Origin of the sequence: Peptoniphilus duerdenii ATCC BAA-1640, from assembly GCF_000146345.1 — a bacterium.
Taxonomy (GTDB): domain Bacteria; phylum Bacillota; class Clostridia; order Tissierellales; family Peptoniphilaceae; genus Peptoniphilus_B; species Peptoniphilus_B duerdenii.
In genome coordinates, this window is sequence record NZ_GL397071.1 from 1,423,591 (window position 1) to 1,442,884 (window position 19,294).

Annotated in this window: 20 protein-coding genes and 5 pseudogenes; all 25 read left to right on the top strand. The window is 29.7% G+C overall.

Going from position 1 to position 19,294, the window contains the following annotated elements:
• Nucleotides 1-40: 40 nt before the first annotated feature.
• The 25 genes and pseudogenes from HMPREF9225_RS06330 to HMPREF9225_RS06445 all read left to right on the top strand — a co-directional run bounded on the left by HMPREF9225_RS06330 (nucleotide 41) and on the right by HMPREF9225_RS06445 (nucleotide 19,288).
• Entirely contained in the window at nucleotides 41-331 is a 291-nt protein-coding gene (locus HMPREF9225_RS06330) for a DUF3847 domain-containing protein (RefSeq protein ID WP_008902118.1), read from the top strand.
• Between the two features lie 349 nt (nucleotides 332-680).
• Entirely contained in the window at nucleotides 681-1,100 is a 420-nt protein-coding gene (locus tag HMPREF9225_RS06335; RefSeq protein ID WP_008902119.1) for a nuclear transport factor 2-like protein, read from the top strand.
• 10 nt (nucleotides 1,101-1,110) lie between these two features.
• Nucleotides 1,111-1,479, top strand: coding sequence for a hypothetical protein (locus tag HMPREF9225_RS06340; protein ID WP_008902120.1), 369 nt, complete (start codon nucleotides 1,111-1,113; stop codon nucleotides 1,477-1,479).
• A gap of 22 nt (nucleotides 1,480-1,501) precedes the next feature.
• A pseudogene (locus tag HMPREF9225_RS06345) lies at nucleotides 1,502-2,119 on the top strand (SAP domain-containing protein).
• Between the two features lie 496 nt (nucleotides 2,120-2,615).
• On the top strand, nucleotides 2,616-4,250 hold the full coding sequence (gene mobQ / locus HMPREF9225_RS06350; protein WP_008902122.1) for a MobQ family relaxase: 1,635 nt from the start codon (nucleotides 2,616-2,618) through the stop codon (nucleotides 4,248-4,250).
• Nucleotides 4,251-4,323: 73 nt separating this feature from the next.
• Entirely contained in the window at nucleotides 4,324-4,497 is a 174-nt protein-coding gene (locus HMPREF9225_RS10335; RefSeq protein ID WP_008902123.1) for a hypothetical protein, read from the top strand.
• Nucleotides 4,498-4,681: 184 nt separating this feature from the next.
• A complete protein-coding gene (locus HMPREF9225_RS06360; protein WP_008902124.1) occupies nucleotides 4,682-5,209 on the top strand; it encodes a PcfB family protein in 528 nt (175 codons plus the stop codon).
• Between the two features lie 431 nt (nucleotides 5,210-5,640).
• Nucleotides 5,641-6,654, top strand: coding sequence for an ORF6N domain-containing protein (locus HMPREF9225_RS06365; protein ID WP_008902125.1), 1,014 nt, complete (start codon nucleotides 5,641-5,643; stop codon nucleotides 6,652-6,654).
• Between the two features lie 88 nt (nucleotides 6,655-6,742).
• Nucleotides 6,743-7,462, top strand: a complete 720-nt coding sequence (locus tag HMPREF9225_RS06370; protein ID WP_008902126.1) for a hypothetical protein — start codon at nucleotides 6,743-6,745, stop codon at nucleotides 7,460-7,462.
• Between the two features lie 157 nt (nucleotides 7,463-7,619).
• Nucleotides 7,620-7,781 (top strand): hypothetical protein, encoded by a 162-nt coding sequence (locus HMPREF9225_RS06375; protein WP_008902127.1) that lies wholly within the window; start codon nucleotides 7,620-7,622, stop codon nucleotides 7,779-7,781.
• Nucleotides 7,782-7,859: 78 nt separating this feature from the next.
• Nucleotides 7,860-9,479: a recombinase family protein gene (locus HMPREF9225_RS06380; protein ID WP_050748293.1), complete on the top strand. Its 1,620-nt coding sequence runs from the start codon at nucleotides 7,860-7,862 to the stop codon at nucleotides 9,477-9,479.
• Between the two features lie 20 nt (nucleotides 9,480-9,499).
• Nucleotides 9,500-10,972: pseudogene (locus tag HMPREF9225_RS06385) on the top strand (helicase-related protein); the annotation flags it as partial.
• 43 nt (nucleotides 10,973-11,015) lie between these two features.
• Entirely contained in the window at nucleotides 11,016-11,672 is a 657-nt protein-coding gene (locus HMPREF9225_RS06390) for a DNA-binding protein (protein ID WP_008902130.1), read from the top strand.
• Between the two features lie 150 nt (nucleotides 11,673-11,822).
• Nucleotides 11,823-12,227 (top strand): annotated as a pseudogene (locus HMPREF9225_RS10655) (ATP-binding cassette domain-containing protein); the annotation flags it as partial.
• 153 nt (nucleotides 12,228-12,380) lie between these two features.
• On the top strand, nucleotides 12,381-12,527 hold the full coding sequence (locus tag HMPREF9225_RS06400; protein WP_425357260.1) for a helix-turn-helix domain-containing protein: 147 nt from the start codon (nucleotides 12,381-12,383) through the stop codon (nucleotides 12,525-12,527).
• Between the two features lie 158 nt (nucleotides 12,528-12,685).
• Nucleotides 12,686-13,108 carry a BlaI/MecI/CopY family transcriptional regulator gene (locus HMPREF9225_RS06405; RefSeq protein ID WP_008902134.1) on the top strand — a complete coding sequence of 141 codons (423 nt, stop codon included), beginning with the start codon at nucleotides 12,686-12,688 and terminating at the stop codon, nucleotides 13,106-13,108.
• Between the two features lie 343 nt (nucleotides 13,109-13,451).
• Nucleotides 13,452-14,462, top strand: coding sequence for a M56 family metallopeptidase (locus tag HMPREF9225_RS06410; RefSeq protein ID WP_245526550.1), 1,011 nt, complete (start codon nucleotides 13,452-13,454; stop codon nucleotides 14,460-14,462).
• A gap of 168 nt (nucleotides 14,463-14,630) precedes the next feature.
• A complete protein-coding gene (locus HMPREF9225_RS09835) occupies nucleotides 14,631-15,539 on the top strand; it encodes a copper amine oxidase N-terminal domain-containing protein (protein ID WP_050748294.1) in 909 nt (302 codons plus the stop codon).
• A gap of 121 nt (nucleotides 15,540-15,660) precedes the next feature.
• Entirely contained in the window at nucleotides 15,661-15,894 is a 234-nt protein-coding gene (locus tag HMPREF9225_RS06420) for a hypothetical protein (RefSeq protein ID WP_008902137.1), read from the top strand.
• A 114-nt stretch (nucleotides 15,895-16,008) separates the two neighbouring features.
• Nucleotides 16,009-16,110: pseudogene (locus tag HMPREF9225_RS10660) on the top strand (DUF3847 domain-containing protein); the annotation flags it as partial.
• A gap of 56 nt (nucleotides 16,111-16,166) precedes the next feature.
• Nucleotides 16,167-16,562, top strand: a pseudogene (locus tag HMPREF9225_RS06425) (hypothetical protein); the annotation flags it as partial.
• A 331-nt stretch (nucleotides 16,563-16,893) separates the two neighbouring features.
• Complete coding sequence (locus HMPREF9225_RS06430) at nucleotides 16,894-17,217, top strand: PadR family transcriptional regulator (RefSeq protein WP_040551382.1); 324 nt, start codon at nucleotides 16,894-16,896, stop codon at nucleotides 17,215-17,217.
• The gene (locus HMPREF9225_RS06435) at nucleotides 17,210-17,746 is read left to right on the top strand and encodes a DUF1700 domain-containing protein (RefSeq protein ID WP_008902140.1); all 537 of its coding nucleotides are present in this window, start codon (nucleotides 17,210-17,212) and stop codon (nucleotides 17,744-17,746) included. The genes HMPREF9225_RS06430 and HMPREF9225_RS06435 overlap by 8 nt, the downstream gene beginning before the upstream one ends.
• A gap of 14 nt (nucleotides 17,747-17,760) precedes the next feature.
• Nucleotides 17,761-18,546, top strand: a complete 786-nt coding sequence (locus HMPREF9225_RS06440) for a DUF4097 family beta strand repeat-containing protein (protein WP_008902141.1) — start codon at nucleotides 17,761-17,763, stop codon at nucleotides 18,544-18,546.
• Nucleotides 18,547-18,553: 7 nt separating this feature from the next.
• Nucleotides 18,554-19,288 (top strand): membrane protein, encoded by a 735-nt coding sequence (locus HMPREF9225_RS06445; protein ID WP_040551384.1) that lies wholly within the window; start codon nucleotides 18,554-18,556, stop codon nucleotides 19,286-19,288.
• Nucleotides 19,289-19,294: the final 6 nt, after the last annotated feature.

Sequence of the window (19,294 nt, forward strand, 5' to 3'; positions counted from 1 at the left end):
AAATCTATCGTCTTTTTTTATTACAAGAAAGGAGGTTAATATGAAAAAATTAGATCAAATAAGACAAGAGTCAAAAGAAATAAAAGATAAAATAGATGATACAGAAAAAAGATTAAGGCAACTAAAAAATCAAGAACAAAAGATATTAAAACAAGATATAGTAAAAAGAAGAAAAGAAAGAACTCATAGACTCATAACAAGAGGAGCAATCTTAGAAAGCCTTATAGAAAATGCAGAAGAACTAACAGATGAAGAAATAAAAATCCTACTAGAAGAAGCAACAAAGACAAAAGAATTTAAAAAAACACTAAGACTAATTGGAGAAAATTAAAATAATAAGCAGGAAGATTTTTACAATGAGTATATTGCATAACTTATTTTATTTGAAAGTTTCAAGAAATATCTGAAAGAATACTTAAGAGAAACCAAGATCTTAAATATATTCAAACGGAAATTAAAAGTTGCTAATATTAGGAAAGATAAAAATAACCTTTACAATCAAATATTAGAAATACGAAAATAAGTAGAGCAAGCAGATAAAGTTAAGACTTGCATAGAGCATTTACTGGAACAAGCAAAACGACTATCACAGGTAAAGAGGAATGAGTTAGACCTATAAAACTAAGTGAAAAAATGGTATAATTGTATATAATTATTTGATTTTGGAGGTGTTTAAATTTATGAATGAAAGAGAAAAAATCATTCGTTTATGGTTTGATATGTGGCTCACACAACAAGACTTAGGTATAGATGATATTTTTTTAGATGATGTAATTTATATTGAGTGCTGGAGTCCTAAGTATGAAAATTGTCAGACAGTAAAGCACTGGTTTAATGAATGGAATACAAGAGGAAAAGTGCTTGCTTGGGATATAAAGCAATTTTTTCATAAGGATAATCAAACTATTGTAGAATGGCACTTCAAAAATAAAATGAATGAGGGGAAAGTTGAAGAATTTGACGGTATTTCTTTGATTGTTTGGACAGTCGATAATAAGATAAAAGCATTGAAAGAGTTTGGCTGTAATTGTAATAACTACAATCCTTACAAAGAGAGTGAAACACCATTGTTTAGAGATGAAAAAGTGAATTGGTTTTAAGGTGATTACTATGGATATAGATAGATTTTTCAAAACAGTTTTATCACAAAATGCAGAAGAACTTAGGAAATTTTTTCAAAAAAATGCCGCTATAAAATGGCATTGCACAAATGAGTTATTTACCTTAGATGAGTATATAAAAGCAAATTGTGAATATCCAGGAAACTGGAATGGAGAAATAGAACGAATCGAAGAAAATGCAAATACCATTATTCTGGCTTGCCGAGTCTTTCCAAGAGATAATAGTGAGTCTTTTCATGTAGTAAGCTTTATCCATCTTAAGGATGATTTGATTATTGAAATGGATGAATATTGGTCTGATGATGGAATAGCACCAGAATGGCGTAAGAAAATGAAAATTGGGAAACGCATTAGGTAAATTGGTTTAAGGAGATAAAATATTGATAGAAAGTAGACCTGAGTTTGATAAAATCACATCGTTTTATGAGTTTAATAAATACTATTGGTATCATGAAGAACTTTCACAGATATGCAAGTCATTAGGATTAGAATACAGAGGTACAAAACAGGAACTCAATTATATTATTGAGCAGTACTTTAAGGGCGATTTGATTAAAAAGTCATCAATAAAAAATGAAAAGAAACGAGTAGAAACTATTACCTTAGATACTCCATTACTTGAATGCGGGTTCTCCTTTAACACACATTTCAGAGAATATTTCTCAATTTTAACAGATGTTTCGCCATTTAAATTTACTGCTGATATGGCTACTGCATGGAGAAAAGTAAAAAGAGAAAATGATTTGAGTTTTACAATTCAAGATATGCTAAAAGTTTATTATGGGAAATCAAATTATGCTAAGTATGACAATTCGATTTGTCAATGGAATAAATTTTTAAAAGATTTCTGTGCAGACGAAAATAGTTACAACTACTCAAATAAATTAAAAGTAGCCTCTATTCTTTGGAAAGAAGTCAGAAATTCAAGAAATTAAAAAATTTATTCAAAGAATCTTTTGACTGAATATGCCTATAAAATAAAAGAGTATTGCAAGTAGGATATTCTTATCTTACTAAACTAACAATTCAATAAAAGCTAACATGAAAGCAGTAAATCAAAAAAGGTTTACTGTTTTTTATTTGTCTAAAAGCGGAAAGGAGGACTTATGGAAGAAAAAAGAGATATAAAAGAAACACTAAAAATAATGAGAGAGAATTAAGCAAAATAAAATAATTAAATCTCCCTTAGATTTTCTAAGGGCGCAATTATACACCCTAAAGGGTGCTTGCGTCCTGCGGAGCCAAACCCTTGCAGGGAGCAACAACCATTCGCTTTTTAAAAGTCAAGGGTAAATAAACTCGCTAACGCTCGCCCTTGACTTTTAAAATTTGAAATGAACAAAACAATTAAGCCGACATACTGAAACAACAAAAATTAATTCAGTAGTCGGCTTTTTTAATTCTATCATTTCAAAACGCTCATTCACAAAGTGGATATAGAAAATCTATTAAGCCTCCACCTAAAACAACAAAGAAAGAAAGGAAGTGATAAAAATGGCAGACAGTTTTCATTTTTCAGTAAACATAATATCAAGAGGAAAAGGAAAAAGTGCAGTAGCAAGTGCAGCATATATAAGTGGAGAAAAAATAAAAAATGAATGGGATGGAGTAACCCATGACTATATAAGAAAAGAAAAAGTATTAGTAAAAAATATAATATTACCTGATCATATACCAAAAGAATTTAATGATAGGTCTACCTTATGGAATAAAGTAGAAATGGCAGAAAAAAATTCTAATGCACAACTAGCAAGACAATTCATAATAGGACTACCAAAAGAATTAACTTTAAGTGAAAATAAAAACCTAGTCGAAAGATTTATAAAAGAAAATCTAACATCACAAGGAATGATAGTAGACCTAGCAATTCATGATGAAAGTAGAAAGGGAAATCAAAACATCCATGCTCATATAATGACCATAGTAAGACCAATAAATGAAGATGGAACATGGGGTCAGAAAAGTAAAAAAGAATATATCTTAGATGAAAAAGGAGGAAAGATTTTAAACAAAAATGGAAAACCAAAGACAAGAAAAGTAGAACTAACAACCTGGAATGATAAGGGCAATGTAGAAAAATGGAGAGAAAATTTTTCAGACCTTTGTAATGAATATCTAGCAAAAAACAAAATAGAAAAAAGAGTAGACCATAGGAGTTTTAAAAGACAAGGCATAAAACAAATACCAACAATACATCTAGGAGCAAGTGCTAGTGCAATGGAAAGAAAAGGAATAAGAACAGAAAAAGGAGATATAAATCGTGAAATAAAAAAACAGAATGAACTATTAAAAAACATAGGCAATGAAATAAAGAAAATAACATCATGGTTAGCAGGCTTCAAAGATAAGCTAAAAGAATCATATAGGGAATATAAAGACCAAAGTAAAAAGCAAATTGAAAATGAATCAGGACTCTTTAACCTCTATGAATATTTAAGCTTCTATCAAGAAATGCAAGAAAATAATAGAGCTGAATTATCATTTTATGGCAAAAGAAACAAAGCAATCTATGATCTAAAAAGATATGCAAGTGGAATAAATTATCTAAGAGAAAACAAAATAAAAACCATATCAGACCTACAAGGACATATAAACACCCTAAGAAGTAAAAACTCTGAAATATATAAGATCATAAAAGAAAACAGTCAAAAGATAGAAGACCTTAACAAATGCTTAGCCTATGCAAAGACTGTAAGAAAAACAAAAGCAACCTACCAAGAATATGAAAGCAAGAAAATATTCAAAGAAAGCTTCTACAAGAATAATCAAAAGGAAATAGACCAATATATAAGGGCAAGAACCTTAATTGAAAAAATTAGTGGAAAGAAAAATTTAAGAGAAAAAGAATGGTTAGGAGAAATTAAAAACTTAGAAGATGAAATCAGTAAATTAAATACAGAGTCAGAAAAAATAAGGGAAAGATACAAGGAAATAAATCATATTAAATATGCAGTAGAAGTAGTCAATGAAGAATATGGTATCGACTTATCAATAGAAATTGACAAGGCAATCAAGAGAGGAGAAAAAGAAAGTATCATAAAAAAGATAAAAGAGTATAAGCAAGATAGTGATAACTTTAATAAAAAAAGACAAATGACCAAAGACTATTACAAAAATCAAGAAAGATAAGACCTGGTAAAAATATCTTATCCAAGCTATAATATGACCAAACAACTAAAGGCAGATCTAGGAGGTAATAGAGATGAATAAAAGGCAAGAGCTAATAGATGAACTCATAAAAGCAAATGAAGATGGAACATACAAAACATATAAAAGCACAGAAGAAATAAAAGCGATGAACAATGAAGAAGTGCAGATTATATATTCCAACATGAAAAATTATCTATCAGACAAAAGAACACACACAAACTACTAAAGGTGGAAAGGTATTGTAAGCTATTTAAAAGTATAAAAGGTACAAATACCTAAGAAATATATAAAAACATCTAAAATAAGCATTCCACCACCAAGAACAATAAAATAAAAACAACCAAAGGGAAGTATAGAAAAATTAAAACCTATACTTCCCTTTTTTTAATTCAAACAAAGGAGAGAAAAGCATGATAAACGAAGAAATAAGCAAAGAAGCAGGTCAAGCAGCACAAACCATAATAACATACACAATAAAGGCAGCAAAAGAATCAATCAATCTTGAAAAAGAAATAAGAAAAAAGATGAATGATACTTTAGAAAAAGCAAACGGAAACCTAAAAAGCCTTATGGGAAATGAAATGAAAATAAAAGACCTCTACAAGAAAGGACAACTAGAAAATATAAGCATAGATCAAAGCAATCTCAAAGACTTAAAAAAAGAACTAAACAAACTTGGAGTAAGTTTCTCAGTAATGAAAAACATAGAAAGCCAAAACTATGAAGTATTCTTCCAAGCCAAAGACATAAAAGTAATGGAATATGCCTTTAAGCAAGTCATAGCCAAAGAAAATAAAAAAGAAAAAGAAAGTATCCTAAAACAAATAAAGAAATACAAAGACCTATCCAAGAACAAGGATAAGACAAAAGAGAAAGTCAAAAGGAAAGTAAAAGAAAAAGTAAAACCAAGCAAAAAAGATATGACCAGAGAAATCTAAGGGAGTAACGAAAAGTTACACCCTTAAATAACCATAATAACAAGACTTCCGAAAAGCAGAAGTCCAGACTTCCGAAAATCGGAAATCAAGAATTTCGATTATCGAAAATCAAGAAAGGAGCAGATATGGCAACAAACAAAAGATATTATTGGATAAAATTAAAAGAAGAATTTTTCACAGATAAAATAAACAGAGGACATTGTCCTTAATGAGTTCAACCCATGTCCGACAAGAGATAGAGATAGAGAAAGATATAGAGTTAGATAAAGAGAGAGAGGGAGAGATAGAAAATATTTAATATTTTTGGTATAATTATAGAAATTAGACTTTGAAAATATTATGGATAATTGGCTTAAGAGCTGTAAACTAAATGAAATAAAGAGAAAATGGCTACAAGTTGTAGCCCCAAAAATATATAGGAGGTGAATTTTGTGGCAGAACAAAACAAGGAAATTGTAGTTATAGATGAAACTACAATTAAAAGTAAGATTTACTATATACGAAATCAAAAGGTTATGCTTGATTTTGAGCTTGCTGAAATATATGGGTATGAAACAAGAGCTTTTAATCAACAGGTAAAAAGAAATAATGAAAAATTTGATGATGATTTTATGTTCCAATTAACCGATGAAGAAGTATATGAACTTTCAAGATCACAAAATGTGACCTTGAAGAGAGGAACAGGTAGAGGAAGTAATATAAAGTATAATCCATATGCCTTTACAGAACAGGGAATATATATGCTCATGACTGTATTGAGGGGAGAACTTGCAGTTAAACAGAGCAAGGCTTTAATACGAATGTTTAAGCAGATGAAAGACTTCATCATTGAAAACCAAGATTTTATCAGCTCAAAGGAATTAGTTCAAATAGCAATTCAAACAAATCAAAACACAAATGATATTGCAAGGATAGATAGTAAGATTAACACATTAGCTACTAAAGAAGATTTGAAAAAGGTAATGGATAATTTTATAGACCCGGAAACATATAAACATTTCCTCTTGATGAATGGAGATAAGATAGAAGCTGATGTTGCCTATACAAAAATATATAAATCAGCAAAGAAAAGCATTTATGTAATAGATAACTATATCGGACTTAAAACATTAGAACTTTTAAGAGCTGCAAGAGATAAGACTCAAATCGTAGTCTTTAGTGATAATGTCAAGAACAAGGATATGCTTACAAAAAACATCTTAGATGATTTTAGAAAAGACTATCCTAATATAGACCTGAAACTGAAGATAGCAGGTAAAAAATATCACGATAGATATATAGCAATAGACTTTGGAACAGAAAATGAAGCCTTTTATCTTTGCGGAGCATCGTCAAAGGATGCGGGAAATAAAATATCAAGTATTACCAAGATAGAAGAATCTTCTAAAGATATGTACCATGATATGTTTAGTAAGATGTTAAATAATAAAGACTTAAAAATTTAATATACAAAAATAAAAATCAAAATAATTTACGTAAGGCGGTAGAAGTAAAAACTATCGTCTTTTTTTATTTAAAGAAAGGTAGGAGAGCATGGCAGATAAAAGAATGTTTTCACTAAAGATAGTAGATAGCGACTTATTTTTGGATATGCCACTAAGTAGTCAATGTCTGTATTTTCATTTATCAATGAGGGCAGATGATGATGGTTTTGTAAATAATCCTAAGAAAATCATCAAAATTATCGGAGCTAATGAAGATGACCTGAAAATACTTATTGCCAAAGGTTTTGTGATAGTTTTTGATCAGGGAATTATCGTCATTACTCATTGGAAGATAAATAACTTTATTAGAAAAGACAGATATAAGCCAACAATGTATATAGAGCAGAAACAACAGCTTTATCAGACGGAAAATGGAGCATATATTTCAGAAGAAAAAGTTGGTTGTCATCTGGTTAACCAAAGGTTGTCAAGTGGTCAACCCAGTATAGATAAGGGTAGATTAGATAAGGTTAGTATAGATAAGGGGAGAGAGGGAGAGATAGAAAAAGATAAAAAGTCCACCCCCATTTTTTATGGAGAATACAAAAATGTAAGGTTAAGCAAAGAAGAATATAAAAATCTTAAAGAAAAATTAAACTCACACACAGAAATAATGATAAATAAACTATCCAGATACATGGAAAGCAGTGGTAAGACCTATCAAAACCACTATGTGACAATCTTAAAATGGTATGAAGAAGATAAAGACAAACTAAGACAGAAAGGTGGAAATAAAAAAATGAACTATGATGTAGGAGAATCTTTATAGATAAAAAGAGGTGGAAAGCCACTATTAAAGACTTTAAGTCTAAAAAGGTATCAAAGTATGCCAGAGATAATAAAAAGATAAATATGACACTTAAAAGGCGATTAGAAAATTAAAAATCTAATCGCCTTTTTTTATTGCAACAAAAGGGAGAAATTATATGGAATTAAAAAAGAAAAAACGAAGTGAAAAAATCAACTATGAAATAAAGCGAGTATATGTAGGGAAAAAGCCGATTGAAGAAGTATTTGAAGATATTATCGAGCATGTAGTCGAAAGAAACTTAGAAAAAGACAGAGAAAACAAACAAACGCAAGCGTAAGTATTGATTGACTAAGCGGGAGTATTTTAGTATAATTTAATTATTGAGATAGTCCTGTTTAGAGAAAGGAGATTGAAATTGAGCAGGACTAAAAAATATGTAGCAGGACTTTATTGTAGACTATCAAAGGACGATGGAAACTCAGTTGAGAGTATGAGTATATGGTCACAAAAAGTAATGTTAAAACAATTTGCAGAAAGTAACAGTATCGCTATTTATGATTATTATGTAGATGATGGTTATTCGGGAACAAACTTTGAAAGACCATCATTTAAGAAGATGATTACTGATATTGAAAACGGAAAAATAAATTGTGTTATAACAAAAGACTTATCAAGGTTAGGAAGAAACTATCTTCAAAGTGGAGCATATATCGAAATGTACTTTCCACAAAAGAACATAAGATATATTGCAATAACAGATGGTATAGACACATTAAATAGCAATCAAAATGATATTATGCCATTTAAAAACATTCTCAATGAAATGTACGCAAAGGATACTTCCAAAAAAGTTAAAAGTGCAATTCAAAGCAGAATGAGAGAGGGAACATATATAGGCTCTAAAGCTCCATTTGGTTATCTTAAAGACCCTAATAATAAACGCAGATTAATCATAGATGAGAAAACTAAACCTATTATAGAACTCATTTATAAACTGTGTTTAGAGGGTAAGGGTACTCAACTTATTAGCCAGGAGTTGATGAAGAGAAAAATTCCAAGACCAAGTGCTTTTGTTGAAAATGCTGAAAAGCTTTATGGACTAACAGAAGAAAATAAATATCAATGGTCACATAGAATGGTGTTAAATGTTTTACGAGATCCAGTTTATTGTGGAAATATGGCAAGAAATAAAAGACCCACCTTATCATTTAAGAACTCAAAAAGAATGTATATTCCTAAAAGTGACTATATTTATGCTAGAAATACCCACGAGGGAATAGTCAGCGAGGAAGTATGGGAACAAGTTCAAACAATGGTCGATAAGAGGAAGTGTAACAATAAAAAGGGACTCTATTATGACAACATTTTTCAAGGACTTGTAAGATGTCCTAAATGTGGTTATGCATTGACACCAAAAACTGATTATAGGCTTAAAAAGAAAGAACTCATAGACTTTGTTCACTTTTCTTGCTCCACATATAAAAAATATGGGGTAAATGCTTGTTCATCACACAGAATTGAAGCTAGGGATCTATATAATATTGTTCTTGAAGATATACAATATCATGGAAGTATGGCACTATCTGCTAAAGAGGACTTTGTCGAAAAGATAATAGAAAAGATTGAAGTAGAAAAAATTGACGAGGGGAAAGAACTATCTAACAAGCTGGAGCTTAAAAAGAACCAATTAGCAGAATTAGATAGAAGCTATGAACAGTTATATGAAGATAGGTTAGAGGGAAATATAACCGAAAGAAACTTCAATCTAATGAATGTGAGCATATCTAAAAAACAAGACAAGTTAATCGAGGAAATAAAGGTCTTAGAGGGCGATATAGAAGTATCTTTTGAAACTGAAGATAACTACAAAAAATTCATGAATAATATTAGCAAGTACGCTAAGATAAAATCGCTAAACAGATATATTTTAAATCAAATAATAGATAAGATATATGTCTATGACAAGGAAGAAATAGACGGTCAAATTAGCCAAAAGGTTGAAATTCACTACAAGTTTATAGGTAAATTAAATTGACCACTTCGGACTACTCACCAGACCTAGAGCAAAGAAGTGGTAGAATTGTTCGCCAAGGTAATGAAAATGATAAAGTTAATATCTTTAGATATGTAACAGAGAATACCTTTGACGCCTATTTATGGCAGACAATAGAGAATAAGCAAAAATTCATATCCCAAATAATGACAAGCAAGACACCTGTGCGTGTTGCTGAAGATGTTGATGAAGCAAGTCTATCTTATTCAGAAATTAAGGCTTTAGCTACTGGTAATCCTCTAATTAAAGAAAAAATGGATTTAGATAACGAAGTTACAAAACTAAAAATGCTGGAAGCAAACTACAAGTCTAATAAATATAAGCTTGAAGATAAGGTAAATAAAATTTATCCTCAAAGTATTTTAAAAACTGAAATGGAGATAAAGGCAGTTAAAGAAGATATTGCAAGTGTTGAAAAATTAGGAGAAGGAGATAGCAAATTCACTTCAATCAGTCTTGGGGCAAATAAAATTTTAGATAAGAAAGAGGCTGGAGAGAAGCTATTAGAAGAAATAAAAAAGGTAAAGATAAATGATAGCAAGGTTATTGGTAAATATAGGAATTTAGACTTACAAGTTTCATATAACTTTATGACTAATACTCACACCTTTAAACTTCTAGGAAAAGCAGAATACTTCGGAGAGTTTTCAAACTCTACTGATGGTAATATAACAAGGCTTGATAATGCAATTGAAAAAATGCCTGCAAGACTTGAAAGGTTGAATCAAAACCTTGAAAACTATAAAGAATCTTTAGAAAATGCCAAAGTAGAACTGACTAAACCATTTGAAAAAGCAGATGAGTTAAGGGATAAGACACTAAGACTAGCTGAAATTAATAAACTTTTAGATATGGGAGAAGTGGAAGAATTAGAAAACCAATCACCATTATTAGAAGATTTAAAAAGGGCGATAGTTGATTATTCTAACTATGAGTTTTCAGAATCTAATAGCTATGAAGACTTTGACAAATTATATCCTGATTTAAGCCATATAGGACTTGCCTATACAGAAACACCTGATGGTAAGCATTCGATTCAATATGAGGTAAATTTGGAAGAAAAAACATGGACTCAGTATGTAGACAATGTAGCTATTAGAACAGAATCTTTTGTAGAGAAAGATATATCCAACTCACAAGCTATTAAAGATATGACCGAAGCTATAAAGATGTCTAGTTTTGATGATCTGGTATCAGTAGATGAAGAAGATTTAAAACAAGCACTGGGCTTAGAAATAGATGATGACGGAAACTTCTATGATCCACTAGCAAAAGATCTTGATAATGATGGAATACCAGATAGGTATGACAATGATTTTAAAGATAGTGATTACTTTGAATCAACTTATGATGTAGAGGATAATCTTCACACAAGGGAGGAGAAACCATCAATATTGGGACAAATATCAAAATTCAAATCAGAAGAAGAAAAAGATAAAAATCAAGAAAAAAACGAAAAAGGACAAGAAAGGTAGAGGAGGGCGAAAGGCTCTCCTTATTTAGTACAAGGAGGAAATTATGGAATACAAAGATATTAGAGAAAACTTAGAAGAAATGATGAATGATAATTACAAGGACTTTATAAAAGCACTTGTGAGTATAGAAAAAGGTGTTAATGATGAAAAGGCACTTGAAGAAGTCTATGTTTTATATATGATCAAAGACACAACAGGTCTATTAAATGATGACTTTGACTATATGATTGATGATATGAAAGAACAAGGTAAGATTGTTGAAAATGTCAGTGACATTGAAGAAAAAGATGATCTTATAAATCTTGTCGGTAATATAGTTGGAAAAGTAGAAAATCTTGAAAGAGAAAATGCAAATGGAGAAAAGTTCAAGGTAAGCAACTTTTCAATTGTTTCAAAAGATAACGATGGAAATAAAGTTTATACCAATTGTTCAGCTTATGGAGATAAGACAAAAGATTTAGAGAATCTAAAAAAAGGAGATTTTGTTAAAATATTTGGTCAAGTAAAAACAAGTATTGATAACAACGGAAAAGAACATAAGAATGTTCGTATTTTATCTTCTAAGCTCTTAAAAGCAAAAGAACAAGTAAAGAGTCAAGACAAGGATAAAAAGTCCATATTAGGGCAAATAAAAAGCTTTAAGACAGATGACAAAGCTAAGTCAAATAAAAAACAACAGAGCAAAGGTGCAGAGAGATAAATATCGGCAGTCTTCGGACTGCCTTTATTTTTTTGTAAATTTGCAGTATTTACTCATATAAATAAGTTTTAAATGCTCTAAGATAAATACATAAGAAAATAAGTCTTATTGATATGAGGTTTATAAATGAATGTAATTGAAGTGAAAAACATGAGTAAAAATTTTAAAAACAAGAAGCTTTTTAATAATTTTTCTCTAGAAATTGAAGCTAATACAGTCCATGCCCTTGTTGGTCCTAATGGCGCTGGTAAGACTTCTCTGCTTAGGATACTCACTGGTCTTTATGAATAAGATGGTGGCGAAATTAAGATTAAGGGAAATCATGCAATGTTACTTGAAAATGACTATCTGTATGAAGATAAAACTGGGATAGAAAATATTAAATTATACGGTGTGTATTTCGGTTATGGTTTAGATTCTTATCAAAAATATTCTGACTTGTTAGAAATTACAAATGATCTGGGTAGAAATGTTTCGACATATTCTAAGGGTATGAAGAGAAAATTATCTTTGTTAATTATTGTAATGATGAATAGAGAGATAATATTTTTAGATGAGGTAACTAGTGGGGTAGACCCAATCTCAAGAGTCGAGATAAGAAAGCTTTTAGATAAAAATGCCGCACTTATGTCTCTTATGACACTTAACTATAAACCATTATGGATACAGTTAGCAAAAAAAGGACTAAAGAAAACAGATGTAATAGCTATGGCAGGACTTACAACAAATGTTATGGCACAAATGGGCAAGGATAAACCAATAACAATGAAAAACATAGAAAAGATATGTAAAGCTCTAAAATGTACGCCTAATGATATATTTAGTTTTGAAAATACATTTGAAAGTGAGATTTAAAATCAACAGAGATATATTAAAAATACAAAAAATATTATTTTAAATGGTCAAAACACTTGACTATTTTTTAAATCTATTATATACTCAAGGCGAAGATAGTCAAAGTTACAAAAATAAAAAAATAAATGAAACTGCAATTTACATAGGAGGTAAGATAGTTGGAATTTTCAGATGGTGAACTACTAGTAATGGAAGAGTTGTGGAAAGGTGATATATTAGATGAAAATGGAGAAATTCAAGCCTTAGCCTTATCAAAAATATTAATGGAAAGGCACAATATAAGCAAAACATCTTGCTACACATTTTTTGGAAGATTAGTAGAAAAAGGGGCGATAGCTAGAAGATATCCTAAATATACAATTAGAGTACTTGTATCAAGAGAAGATGCTCTTTTGAATAAGCAAAAAGAAGCCTTTCATAAACTTTTTAAGGGATCGCTTTTAAATATTTGCAAAACGTTTTTACAAAACGAGGAAGTCACAAAAGAAGAAATAGAAGAAATGAAAAAATTAATAGCAAGCTTTGACGAAGAGGAGAAAGAAGACCAAGAGGAAGCTAAGAATGACACTAAGTCTAACTAGTGTTCTTATACTCGAAAAATCTATAAAAAGTCTTTTCTTGTTAGCTATAATTTTCTTAGTTAGACCAATCTTAAATAAAAAAGCCTTTAGGTCAGCAAGCCTTATTTTGTGGGTAGTCTTATTAATCTATTTAATAAGTCCCTATGAACTTGAAATCGGAATAGAAAGTGTAAAGAACAATAGTATCCTATCATATTTGATAGCTTTAACAAATCTTTTTAATTCTTGCTTATGCTGGTTAATAAATAAACTAGGCTATATATTTTTTAAACTAAACCGACTAATAGGTTCGATTTTGATTTTTACTTACCTAGGAATAAAAATTTATAAATTCCATAAAGTTATGAAAGGCTCAGCCCTAACTGAAAACAGCCTGTGCAAGGAAAAAATAAGGGAATTTGGATTGAAAAGAAAAGTAGAGATTTATATCAATAACAATTTAAAAACTCCCCTTACCTTTGGAATCTTAAAACCTAGGATAATCTTACAAGATCATATCCTAGCTGATAAAAAATTGCTAGACCATGTTTTGATCCATGAACTAATGCATATAAAGAAATTTCATATCCTACTCAACCACCTGGTAAATATATTAGCCTGCCTATATTGGTTCAATCCACTCTTGTGGTTAAGCTTAAAATACCTAGACCAGGACATTGAAATAAATTGCGATAAGCTAGTGGTTCAACAATTAGGCGACACAATAAAAAATAGAAAAGAATATTGCATGTCAATGCTAAAGTTATTAGAAATAGGAAGTAATACAAATAATTTAGTTTTAAAATTAAACCCAAATAAAGAAAGGATACTTATTATGAAACAATGGAAGAAGAAACTTACAGGATTGGTAGTATTTATATCGACATTTACATTTTGTTTGCCAGTATTTGCTAATGTGGCTGATCTAAATCAAAATAGGATTGATACAAAAGGTGAAATAGTTACTAATATTAACTCGGAATTTGGAGATAGAGTTCAAATAATAAGTGACGAAGAGTATCAAAAGTTAGAATTAGGAGAAGTATCGAGGACAGGTCTTAGAGCAGCAAATGTTGATGAGAATATAAGATTAAAAAGATTTGATAAGATAGACTATGAATTTAACATGGATACCTGGACAGGTCCAGTTCATGATGGTTTTACAGTTAGATTAAAAGATATGTCTTGCTCAGGTGGAATTAAATATCAGGTTATTATTGAAGAAGATGGAAAAATTATATATAACAAATTTTTTTCTTCAGACTCAATATTAAAGGTTAAGGCTAATAGAGGAAGTAGATATGTTGTTACGATTGATAATGAATCAAATAAAACATTATCAGGAAAGGTAAAGATAAACTCATATGTAAGATAGATAGGAGGTGAAATAATGGATTTAAATCCTTTGAGATATAGTAATGGCGATTAGTTTAGATGCTATATTCTATAATATAGCTAGAAACAACAGTTGGAAAAATAGATAATATTTGATCTTAATGTCAAATATATTGAGGTCAGACAAAATTATATGAGGAGGTTAGAAATGAAGAGAAGATTTACTCTATTAATAGCCATGGTGATGCTGTTAACAGCAATGGCAACAAATGTATTTGCTTCATCAGATCCAAATATTTATATTCATAATCAAATTGTAAAAACGGATGTAGTTCCATTTATTAAAAATGAAAGGACTATGGTTCCTTTGAGGATAATTTCAGAAAATCTCGGGTACAATGTTCAATGGAATCAGAAAAAACAAGAAGTAAAAGTATCAGACAGAAATTTAGAAGTAAAGCTATATATTGGGAAGAAAGAAATAATTAACAATAATCATAAAGAAGTCCTCGATGTTGCTCCCCTAATTAAAAACGACAGAACTTTCGTACCATTACGATGTATTGCAGAAGCTTTTAATCAAGTTGTAATCTGGGATCAAAAGGCAAGAAATGTTCATATTACTAGGGAAAAGGATATACCTAGTAACAAAAACGATTATATTGGACGGTTTGTATTAATTAATAGTATAGATGTATCTAGCTCAAAAGGTGATAAAAAATCTCCAGAGAGTTTAAGAATAGGTGATGTTGGTTTAATTCTTAAAAGTGAAGGGGATTATTTATACATTGATCTAATAAAACCCCAAGGAGAAGCAACTGAAGATTGGTCTTTTGCCAAAGGATATGTTTTGAAGAAAGATTGTATTTTAAATCCAAGACCTAATGAGCTTGATTTGATTTCTAATGTATGTAGATTAAAAAATGGACAAATTAAAGTCCAAGATTCTATAAACGGAGAAACCTACGAGGTAGACGGAAATAGATTTGCAAACATTAAGAGAAAAGAAAAGAACCAACTATTAATAGAAATGCCTGGTGGTGCAAATAGCGCATGGGTTTCAAAGAACGATGTTGATTTTGGTTTAGAGTACTTCACAGGAAATCTTAATAATTAATTTATTTATGGCAAGAGATTTTTGTGAGCGAAATCTAAATACGTTCAAAAGATATTGAGAGGAAAAGCATCTAGAAAATTCTGGGTGCTTTTTTGATGCCTAAAATTAAGGAGGTGAGATATTGGCAAATAGAATAAAAGGGATAACTGTTGAGATTGGTGGGGACACTAGCAAATTACAAACGGCTCTAAAACATGTTAATACGGAGATAAAACATACTCAATCAGAACTGCGTGATGTTAACAAACTTCTTAAACTTGATCCTGGCAATACTGAACTTATCTCACAAAAGCATAAGCTATTAGTACAGACCATAGAAGAACAATTAAAAAGAAAGAAGCAAAAAGAAATATAAAATCATCATAGAAACATAAATGATATTTCAAAAGACATAAAATTTTAATAATGAAACTTTGAAAGGGATAGCAAAAATGTTATCTCTTTTTTTATTACAATAAAGGAAATAAGTATGAAAAAATTAGAACAAATAAGACAAGAGTCAAAAGATATAAAAGATAAAATTGACGATACAGAAGAAAGATTAAGGCAACTAAAAAACCAAGAAAAAAAATGACAAGAGAGGTAGAGGAGGGCGAAAGGCTCTCCTTATTTAGTACAAGGAGGAAATTGGGAAATATAGCTGGAAAATTAGAAAATCTTGAAAGAGAAAATGCTAATGGAGAAAAGTTCAAGGTAAGTAACTTTTCTCTTGTTTCTAAAGATGATGATGGAAATAAAGTTTATACTAATTGCTCAGCCTATGGAGATAAGACAAAAGATTTAGAGAACCTTAAACAAGGTGATTTTGTTAAAATATTTGGTCAAGTAAAAACAAGCATTGATAACAACGGAAAGGAACATAAAAACGTTCGTATTTTGTCGTCTAAGCTCTTAAAATCAAAAGAACAAGTAAAGAGTCAAGATAAAGATAAAAAGTCCATATTAGGGCAAATAAAAAGCTTTAAGACAGATGACAAAGCTAAGTCAAATAAGAAAGACCATAGCAAAGGAGCAGAGAGATAAATATCGGCAGTCTTCGGACTGCCTTTATTTTTTTTGCTATATTTAAACAGATTGTATAATGACGTCATAAGTCGACTTAGGAAAATGTTGAAGATATTATTTTGTTAGTTCATGATTAGGATATCTGGATATATTTAAATCAAGAAATCTTGATGTTATATAACATATAATGTCATAAGTAGATGATTATATAGAGGCATCAATAGTCAAAATAAGAATACTTAGAAAAATACAATTAAGCTATTGACGCCTAATACTATACGACATATAATATAGGCAAGGATACTATATGACATATAGCATAATAAGTTTAAAAGTGAGGTGATTGGGATTGTTTGAAATAGATACTCGAGTTTTGGAGCTATGTGTTTTAATAGCAATCGATAAGGAAGATACCTATGGGTACAAGTTGACCCAAGAGTTATCAGATGAATTTAATATTTCAGAATCTACCGTTTATCCAGTATTAAGAAGGTTGCAAAAATCCAATTATCTTGCAACATATAATAAATCCATAAATGGAAGAAGTAGGCGATATTACACTTTAACGGATGATGGAAAAAAAGAATTGGAGAAGCAATTAGAAAGCTGGTCAAAGTATAAAAATACAGTAGATGATTTTATTTTGAAAAGTAAGGAGGGTAGAGATGATTAGGAAATCTTTTTTACAAACTTTGGATAAAAAATTAAAGAAATTTGATAACAGAGAAAGAGAAGAGGCAATTCTATTTTACTCAGAGTTATTTGATGAAATGAATTTAGCGGATGAAGATCAAATACCAAATCAATATGATGTAAATAAAATTGCTAGGGAATTAAATGTATCTATGAAAATAGATAACTGGGAAGATGAAAACAGTTCAATTAAGAAAATTTTTAAAGGGATACCAATAATTACCTTAAGTATTTTATCACTACCAACAATTTTGGTAGGATTAATAGTATTCTTGGCTTTATTGTTTACAGCTATTTTTTTAATAGCTGCTACTTATTTCACGGTAATCTTATTGGTTATTGGAACAGTAAAAAATTTCTTTTTAGGTGGATTCTCGATAGCAAGTTTATGTTTGCTACTGGGAGTAATACTTTTAGTTATTTCAGCAACAGGGATATTGATTGAAATAATTAACCTAATTGGGAAATTAATAATAAAAAGAATCAAGGAAAAAAACATCAATAGTTAGAAAGGGGTTTTAATATGAAAAAGAAATTATGGATCACCTTGGCATTAGGTATAGTTTTAACTCTTGTCGGATGCAATATGGGAGGAAAGCTAAATCTAAAATTATCTGAAGATGAATATTATATTGACAAAAATGGCTTAGATCCTGTAGTGGCATCTAGTTATACAGGAACAAAAAAATTTGAAAAAATCAAAGAATTACAAATTGATACAAATATTACAAATATAGAGTTAATATCCAATACAAGTGAAAATTACAATGTAGAGATTGAAAATTTAAAATCAGACTATGTGAGTCCTATAGAGGCCGAAGAAAAAAATGGCGTAATTAGTATCTCTAACAAGCTATTAAAACAAAAACCAATAGGAATACTAGACGAAGAATCATCTAAATTGAAATTGGTAATTGAAGGACCTATCGAAAACATAGATAAGATTTCTATAAATGATAGAGTTGGTTCAATAAGTATTAAGAATGCAACGCTTAAGAATGTAGGCATTAAGGGTAATGCAATCGATGTTGATCTTACTGATTCAACGATTACCAAATTAAATCTTGATTTAGAATTATCAGATTTAAGTATGAGTTCTACAAATATTAGTGATAGTAAACTAAATTTAAATAAATCTCGAATCTTTGGAGAAAAAAATGAGTTTAAAGGAGATAATATATTGAATTTCTCTATTGTTGAAGGCGAACTTGGTTTAAAAAATTATGATGAGATATTTAATCAAAATACGCCTAATAAAATAAAATTAGAAGGTAAACTAAATAGATTTGAATTTATCAATGAGAGGTGAAAAGATCATGAAATATATTAAAGCTGAGATTTTTAGAATTTTTCATACAAGAAATTATCTTAAATTTATCTTTGCTATTACATTGATATTACTAGGAAGTATGATTTATTCATCCATAGACTCTAATTCGGGAGAATATTTTGAATCTATGGAAACATTTTTAAAGATTGTTAGTATTATAATTTCAATTTTTTTCAGTGTAACTATTTTTAAGAAAAAAGATATAAAAGTAGAGCTACTGTCAATGGGGCTTAGTAGAAAACGCATATTTGTATGTGATCTTATTACTTTACAAATTTTTACTCTTTTCTCTATAGTAATAATGGGAGGATTGATTTTATTATTCAGTTTATTAAAAAATCTAGTAGGAGCTGATTACATTGGAAGATCATATATCGGATTTGTCTATTTCTTGATTAGAATGATAGTATTGATGATAAATGTAAACAATGGTGTCATGGGATTAACTTATTTATTGAACAATGTGGCTCTAGGCATTGCAACTTCCTTTGTTATAATTCCATCAGTTTTTCAAATCGGAATGTATATGACTGAAGGAAAAATCTACGATGTATTTAATAACCTTCTTCTAATACAACCATTCAAGCTATTAGATTTAGGATTGGCAACAGAGCAAATTGGAAATAGCTTTATGAAGACAGTTGGTATTAGTTTTGTTTTTGTCTTTGTAATTTATCTAATAAGCGGATATGTAAGATTTAGTAGAAAAGAAATCAATTGAGGTGAA

Coding starts and splice junctions, on each gene's coding strand:
- HMPREF9225_RS06435 (WP_008902140.1), top strand. CDS start 17,210: ATGATTAGGAAATCTTTTTTACAAACTTTGGATAAAAAATTAAAGAAA.
- HMPREF9225_RS06410 (WP_245526550.1), top strand. CDS start 13,452: ATGAAAGGCTCAGCCCTAACTGAAAACAGCCTGTGCAAGGAAAAAATA.
- HMPREF9225_RS06340 (WP_008902120.1), top strand. CDS start 1,111: ATGGATATAGATAGATTTTTCAAAACAGTTTTATCACAAAATGCAGAA.
- HMPREF9225_RS06400 (WP_425357260.1), top strand. CDS start 12,381: ATGGCAGGACTTACAACAAATGTTATGGCACAAATGGGCAAGGATAAA.
- HMPREF9225_RS06375 (WP_008902127.1), top strand. CDS start 7,620: ATGGAATTAAAAAAGAAAAAACGAAGTGAAAAAATCAACTATGAAATA.
- mobQ (WP_008902122.1), top strand. CDS start 2,616: ATGGCAGACAGTTTTCATTTTTCAGTAAACATAATATCAAGAGGAAAA.
- HMPREF9225_RS06335 (WP_008902119.1), top strand. CDS start 681: ATGAATGAAAGAGAAAAAATCATTCGTTTATGGTTTGATATGTGGCTC.
- HMPREF9225_RS06440 (WP_008902141.1), top strand. CDS start 17,761: ATGAAAAAGAAATTATGGATCACCTTGGCATTAGGTATAGTTTTAACT.
- HMPREF9225_RS06370 (WP_008902126.1), top strand. CDS start 6,743: ATGGCAGATAAAAGAATGTTTTCACTAAAGATAGTAGATAGCGACTTA.
- HMPREF9225_RS06360 (WP_008902124.1), top strand. CDS start 4,682: ATGATAAACGAAGAAATAAGCAAAGAAGCAGGTCAAGCAGCACAAACC.
- HMPREF9225_RS06390 (WP_008902130.1), top strand. CDS start 11,016: ATGGAATACAAAGATATTAGAGAAAACTTAGAAGAAATGATGAATGAT.
- HMPREF9225_RS10335 (WP_008902123.1), top strand. CDS start 4,324: ATGAATAAAAGGCAAGAGCTAATAGATGAACTCATAAAAGCAAATGAA.
- HMPREF9225_RS06445 (WP_040551384.1), top strand. CDS start 18,554: ATGAAATATATTAAAGCTGAGATTTTTAGAATTTTTCATACAAGAAAT.
- HMPREF9225_RS06330 (WP_008902118.1), top strand. CDS start 41: ATGAAAAAATTAGATCAAATAAGACAAGAGTCAAAAGAAATAAAAGAT.
- HMPREF9225_RS09835 (WP_050748294.1), top strand. CDS start 14,631: ATGAAGAGAAGATTTACTCTATTAATAGCCATGGTGATGCTGTTAACA.